Annotated in this window: 6 protein-coding genes and 2 pseudogenes; 7 read left to right on the top strand and 1 reads right to left on the bottom strand. The window is 61.0% G+C overall.

Features of this window, described 5'->3' with window-relative positions; all coding sequences use genetic code 11:
- From DBR23_RS01645 to DBR23_RS01620, 7 genes and pseudogenes are all read left to right on the top strand, one after another.
- Window positions 1-232, top strand: a pseudogene (locus DBR23_RS01645) (3-(2,3-dihydroxyphenyl)propionate dioxygenase); the annotation flags it as partial.
- A 22-nt stretch (window positions 233-254) separates the two neighbouring features.
- Window positions 255-1,043, top strand: coding sequence for a 2-keto-4-pentenoate hydratase (mhpD, locus tag DBR23_RS01640; protein ID WP_108497091.1), 789 nt, complete (start codon window positions 255-257; stop codon window positions 1,041-1,043).
- A 70-nt stretch (window positions 1,044-1,113) separates the two neighbouring features.
- Window positions 1,114-2,064 carry an acetaldehyde dehydrogenase (acetylating) gene (locus DBR23_RS01635; RefSeq protein ID WP_108497090.1) on the top strand — a complete coding sequence of 317 codons (951 nt, stop codon included), beginning with the start codon at window positions 1,114-1,116 and terminating at the stop codon, window positions 2,062-2,064.
- An 11-nt stretch (window positions 2,065-2,075) separates the two neighbouring features.
- Entirely contained in the window at window positions 2,076-3,128 is a 1,053-nt protein-coding gene (gene dmpG, locus DBR23_RS01630) for a 4-hydroxy-2-oxovalerate aldolase (RefSeq protein WP_108497089.1), read from the top strand.
- Window positions 3,129-3,174: 46 nt separating this feature from the next.
- Complete coding sequence (locus tag DBR23_RS01625) at window positions 3,175-4,044, top strand: alpha/beta fold hydrolase (protein WP_108497088.1); 870 nt, start codon at window positions 3,175-3,177, stop codon at window positions 4,042-4,044.
- A 112-nt stretch (window positions 4,045-4,156) separates the two neighbouring features.
- Window positions 4,157-4,321: a hypothetical protein gene (locus DBR23_RS30180; RefSeq protein WP_233250223.1), complete on the top strand. Its 165-nt coding sequence runs from the start codon at window positions 4,157-4,159 to the stop codon at window positions 4,319-4,321.
- A 9-nt stretch (window positions 4,322-4,330) separates the two neighbouring features.
- Window positions 4,331-4,720 (top strand): alcohol dehydrogenase catalytic domain-containing protein, encoded by a 390-nt coding sequence (locus DBR23_RS01620; RefSeq protein ID WP_341274968.1) that lies wholly within the window; start codon window positions 4,331-4,333, stop codon window positions 4,718-4,720.
- On the opposite strand, the pseudogene DBR23_RS30175 reads toward DBR23_RS01620, so the two are convergent.
- Window positions 4,657-4,818: pseudogene (locus DBR23_RS30175) on the bottom strand (IS3 family transposase); the annotation flags it as partial. The gene DBR23_RS01620 and the pseudogene DBR23_RS30175 sit on opposite strands and share 64 nt — an antisense overlap.
- Window positions 4,819-4,953 lie beyond the last annotated feature (135 nt).

Below are 4,953 nucleotides of genomic sequence, written 5' to 3'. Positions count from 1 at the left end.
CCGCCGCTGGATGGACAGCCTGGCCGGCGGCGAAGCCGATCTGCGGCGGTTGTGCGAGATGACGGAGGGCAGCATCGAGGAACAGGCCGGCTTATCGGCCCATGAATCCAAGACCTGGTTGGTCGCGCGCTGTGCGCTGCCTACCGATCGCCCGCTTGCCAGCACCCTCAACTACTACCAAGAAATCCCCGAGTACATCGCCGGCTTTGGCGCGATGTTGCTCAAGGCCTGAAAACTGAACAGAAGGAAACACAATGGAAAACCGAATTGCACAGTGGGCAGAGCGCCTACGCACGGCCGAAGAACACAAGGCCCCCATCGATCCCTTGCGCGAAGAGATTGGCGCAGATGCGGACGGAAGCATCGCCTACGCCATCCAGCAAGCGAACGTCGCCTATGCCGTCTCCCAGGGCCGCCGTATCGTGGGCCGCAAGATCGGACTGACCTCGCCCGCCGTCCAAAAGCAGCTTTGCGTCGACCAGCCGGACTTCGGCACGCTGTTCGCCGACATGGTGTTTGGTGATGACGAAGAGGTGCCAATGGCACGTACGCTGCAGCCCAAGGTCGAAGCCGAGGTCGCACTCGTGCTCGCCAGTGATCTGCCACGCGTGGACACCACCCTGGTCGAACTCATTGCCGCCACGGCCTATGTGATGCCGGCCATCGAGATCGTGGGCAGCCGCATCGCCAACTGGAACATCCGCTTTGCCGACACCGTGGCTGACAACGCATCCAGCGGGCTCGTTGTGCTTGGCGGCGTTCCGACCAAGCTCGATGGTCTGGACCTCAAGATGTGCGCAATGACGATGACCCGCGGCACTGAAACAGTCTCCAGCGGTAGCGGGGCCGCTTGCCTGGGCCATCCCCTGAATGCTGCCGTTTGGCTTGCTCGCAAGTTGGCAACCCTGGGTCAGCCGTTGCGCGCTGGCGACCTGGTCCTTACCGGTGCATTGGGCCCCATGGTCGCGGTCAATGCAGGCGACCGCTTTGAAGCTCACATCGAGGGTGTCGGAACGGTACGGGCGCGCTTCTCCGCTGCGTGAGCTGCGTTCACTCCCAGCTCCTATCTACCACATCGACGGCGACAGCCGTTGTAACGCACAAGGAACAGCAATGACCCGCAAGCTCAAGGCCGCCATCATCGGCAGCGGCAACATCGGCACAGATCTGATGATCAAGATCATGTGCCACGGCCGGAACATCGAAATGGGTGCCATGGTTGGCATCGACGCGGCCTCGGACGGCCTGGCGCGCGCCGCGCGCCTTGGTGTAGCTGTGACCCACGAGGGGGTGGAAGGCCTGACCCGTCTTCCCATGTTTGCGGATATTGACATCGTGTTCGATGCAACGTCTGCCGGCGCCCACGTCAAGAACGACGCACTCCTGCGCAAGCTCAAGCCATCAATCCGCATTGTGGACCTGACGCCCGCGGCGATCGGCCCGTACTGCATACCGGTGGTGAACGGCGCGGAGCATCTGGACGCTCCCAACGTCAACATGGTCACGTGCGGCGGCCAAGCCACTATCCCGATGGTTGCCGCGGTATCGCGCGTGGCCAAGGTTCACTACGGCGAGATCGTCGCCAGCATCTCCAGCAAGAGCGCAGGCCCTGGCACCCGCGCCAATATTGACGAGTTCACCGAGACCACCTCCAAAGCCATCGAAGTGGTGGGTGGTGCAGCCAAGGGCAAGGCCATCATCGTGCTCAACCCTGCAGAGCCACCGCTGATGATGCGCGACACCGTTTACACGCTGAGCGAGCTGGCGGACGAGGATGCGATCGCCAGGTCCGTAGAGCGCATGGCTTCAGATGTGCAGGCCTATGTACCCGGCTATCGACTCAAACAGAAGGTGCAGTTTGATCGCATCGAGAGCGACAGGCCGATCCGCATTCCCGGCGTGGGTATGAGCATGCATGGGTTGAAGACCTCCATCTTTTTGGAAGTGGAAGGTGCTGCGCATTACCTGCCCGCCTACGCAGGCAACCTGGACATCATGACCAGCGCCGGCCTGCGCACCGCTGAGTCCATGGCCGAGCGAATGCTCGAAGCCGCACACGCCTGAAGGAATCCATCATGAGCAACGATCAATCTAAAAAGATCTACATTTCCGACGTGACGCTGCGTGACGGCAGCCATGCCATCCGCCACCAGTACAGCGTAGAACAGGCAAAGCAGATTGCCAAGGCGCTTGATGATGCCAAGGTGGACTCCATCGAGGTCGCCCATGGTGATGGCTTGCAGGGAGGCAGCTTCAACTACGGCTTTGGAGCGCACACCGACATCGAATGGATCGAGGCCGTAGCGAGCGTCATCAAGCACGCAAAGATTGCAACGCTGCTGCTGCCCGGGATCGGCACTGTGCACGACCTGAAGGCCGCCTATGACGCTGGCGCACGTATTGTGCGTGTCGCAACCCATTGCACCGAGGCCGACATCTCCAAGCAGCACATCGAATATGCCCGCCATCTGGGCATGGAAGCGGTTGGCTTCCTGATGATGAGCCATATGACCACGCCCCAAGCGTTGGCACAACAGGCCAAGCTGATGGAGTCCTACGGAGCTACCTGCTGCTACGTGGTGGACTCTGGCGGGGCCTTGAGCATGAACGATGTGAAAGAGCGGTTCCGTGCTTTCAAGGACACGCTCAAGCCGGAAACCCAAACCGGCATGCACGCGCACCACAACCTGAGCCTGGGTGTGGCCAACAGCATCGTTGCCGTTGATGAAGGTTGTGATCGCGTCGATGCCAGCCTGGCTGGCATGGGTGCCGGTGCGGGAAATGCCCCGCTGGAGGTTTTCGTTGCCGCAGCAGCGCGTTTGGGATGGAGCCACGGAACTGATCTCTACAAGCTGATGGATGCTGCAGACGACATCGTGCGCCCCCTGCAGGATCGCCCTGTGCGCGTGGATCGGGAAACCTTGGCGCTGGGCTACGCGGGCGTCTATTCAAGCTTCCTGCGCCATTCCGAGGCCGCGGCGAAGAAGTACGGCCTCAATACGGTCGACATCTTGGTCGAGCTTGGCAAGCGCCGCATGGTGGGCGGACAGGAAGACATGATCGTCGACGTCGCCCTTGACCTGCTGCGCACCAACTCCTCATCGTCCCCGGCTGCCCACGCCGCTTGACTGAGCCCGCCGACTCATTCGATACCGAAAGATAGAAAGAAATCTCATGACCACAGCAGCTAGCGCAATCTCGGAAGCGTCGACCAGCCGCTTCGTGCGTATCAAGGAAGCGGACCTCGATCTCCAGCTCCACTACAACGACGCCGGCAGCGGCGATGAAACCGTGGTCATGCTACACGGCTCCGGTCCCGGTGCGAGCGGGTGGGCGAACTTCAACCGCAACGTTGAGCCGTTCGTCAATGCAGGCTACCGCGTGATCCTGATGGACTGCCCGGGCTGGAGCAAGAGCGATCCCATCGTCAGCAACGGATCGCGCTCTGAACTCAATGCACAGGCCCTCAAGGGGCTGCTGGATGCAATCGGCATCGATAAGGTGCACCTCGTGGGCAACTCGATGGGAGCGCACAGCACGGTCGCCTTCGCGTTGGCGAACCCTGGCCGCATCGGCAAGCTGGTGCTGATGGGCGGTGGAACGGGCGGCGTGAGCTCCTTCGTGCCCATGCCGACGGAAGGCATCAAGCTCATCGGCGCCTTGTACCGGGACCCGACAATCGAAAACCTCAAGCGGATGATGAACGTGTTCGTGTATGACACGAGCAACCTCACCGATGCACTGTTCCAAGCGCGTCTGGACAACATGCTCGCTCGCCGGGATCACCTGGAGAATTTTGTCAAAAGCGCTGAGGCCAATCCCAAGCAGTTCCCTGATGTCGGTCACCGCCTGGGCGAGATCAAGGCCCCGTCTCTGATCATCTGGGGCCGCGACGACAGGTTCGTGCCGTTGGATACCGGGCTGCGCCTGGTGGCCGGCTTGCAGAACGCTGATCTGCACGTCTTCAGCCGCTGCGGCCACTGGGCCCAGTGGGAGCATGCCGAGAAGTTCAATCGCATGGTGCTGGAGTTCCTCCAGCGCTGAGCGCCCGGCTTACGCTTTCTTTGAGTGAAGTGAGCCAGGCACTCCTGGCACCGCTGCCGCTGCCAGCCTGTGGCTGCGCGGCGGCACCCGTTCGATAATAAAAGGAGACAAGATGTCAAAGATGATGCGTGCGGCTCGTCTGCACACCGAAGGCAAACCGTTTCAGGTCGACAGCGTCCCTGTGCCCGATGTTCGGCCAACGTATGTGCTCGTGGAAGTGAAGGCTGCGGGGGTTGTTCCCAACCTGCGCAATGTGGTCACCCACTACTCGGAATAGTTTCCGTTCTTGCCATTGCCAAAGCTGCCGGCGATCTACGGCCTCGATTCCGCAGGCGTTGTCGCGGCGGTCGGAAGCCAGGTGCGCTTTGGCATCAAAGTGGGCGATCGGGTGTACGTCAACCCGGGCCTGTCCTGCGGATCGTGCACCGCGTGCCGCCGTGGTGACAACGTGAACTGCACCGCCTATACATTCCAGGGCTACTTTGGGTTTGGTCCTGGCTCTCAGCAGATCTTTGAGGACTATCCATACGGTGGCTTTGGGCAGTACCTGACTGCCCCCGCGTCCAATCTGGTTGTGTTACCAGAGAGCATCAGCTTCGAGCAGGGCCTTTCGAGACGGAAGTACTCGGCTTTCAGGGTGCCGAAGAAGCTTTCGATCACCGCGTTGTCAAAGTAGGTGCCCTTGCGGCTCATGCTTTGCTCGACTCTGCTTCGCACGAGCATCGCTCGGTAGTGCTGCATCTTGTAGTGCTAACCTTGGTCGGAATGCACGATCAGGCCTGCGAGGCGTTGTTGCATAAGTCAGCGCCAGAGGCACCTCAGCCGCCCAGTTCTTGGTAACCTCAAGCCATGAGCAAGCCTGCGCGGGCGAGGTACCGCACGACGAACTGGACCGAGTACAACGCCGCC

It is taken from the genome of Acidovorax sp. HMWF018 (assembly GCF_003061035.1).
Taxonomy (GTDB): domain Bacteria; phylum Pseudomonadota; class Gammaproteobacteria; order Burkholderiales; family Burkholderiaceae_C; genus Acidovorax; species Acidovorax delafieldii.
Note: the sequence above shows the minus strand (reverse complement) of the source record. Positions and strands in the feature narration are given on the sequence as shown.

What these genes read in the sequence shown, in the direction of transcription:
- DBR23_RS01635 (WP_108497090.1), top strand. Translation starts at nt 1,114, where the DNA reads ATGACCCGCAAGCTCAAGGCCGCCATCATCGGCAGCGGCAACATCGGC.
- DBR23_RS30180 (WP_233250223.1), top strand. Translation starts at nt 4,157, where the DNA reads ATGTCAAAGATGATGCGTGCGGCTCGTCTGCACACCGAAGGCAAACCG.
- DBR23_RS01625 (WP_108497088.1), top strand. Translation starts at nt 3,175, where the DNA reads ATGACCACAGCAGCTAGCGCAATCTCGGAAGCGTCGACCAGCCGCTTC.
- dmpG (WP_108497089.1), top strand. Translation starts at nt 2,076, where the DNA reads ATGAGCAACGATCAATCTAAAAAGATCTACATTTCCGACGTGACGCTG.
- mhpD (WP_108497091.1), top strand. Translation starts at nt 255, where the DNA reads ATGGAAAACCGAATTGCACAGTGGGCAGAGCGCCTACGCACGGCCGAA.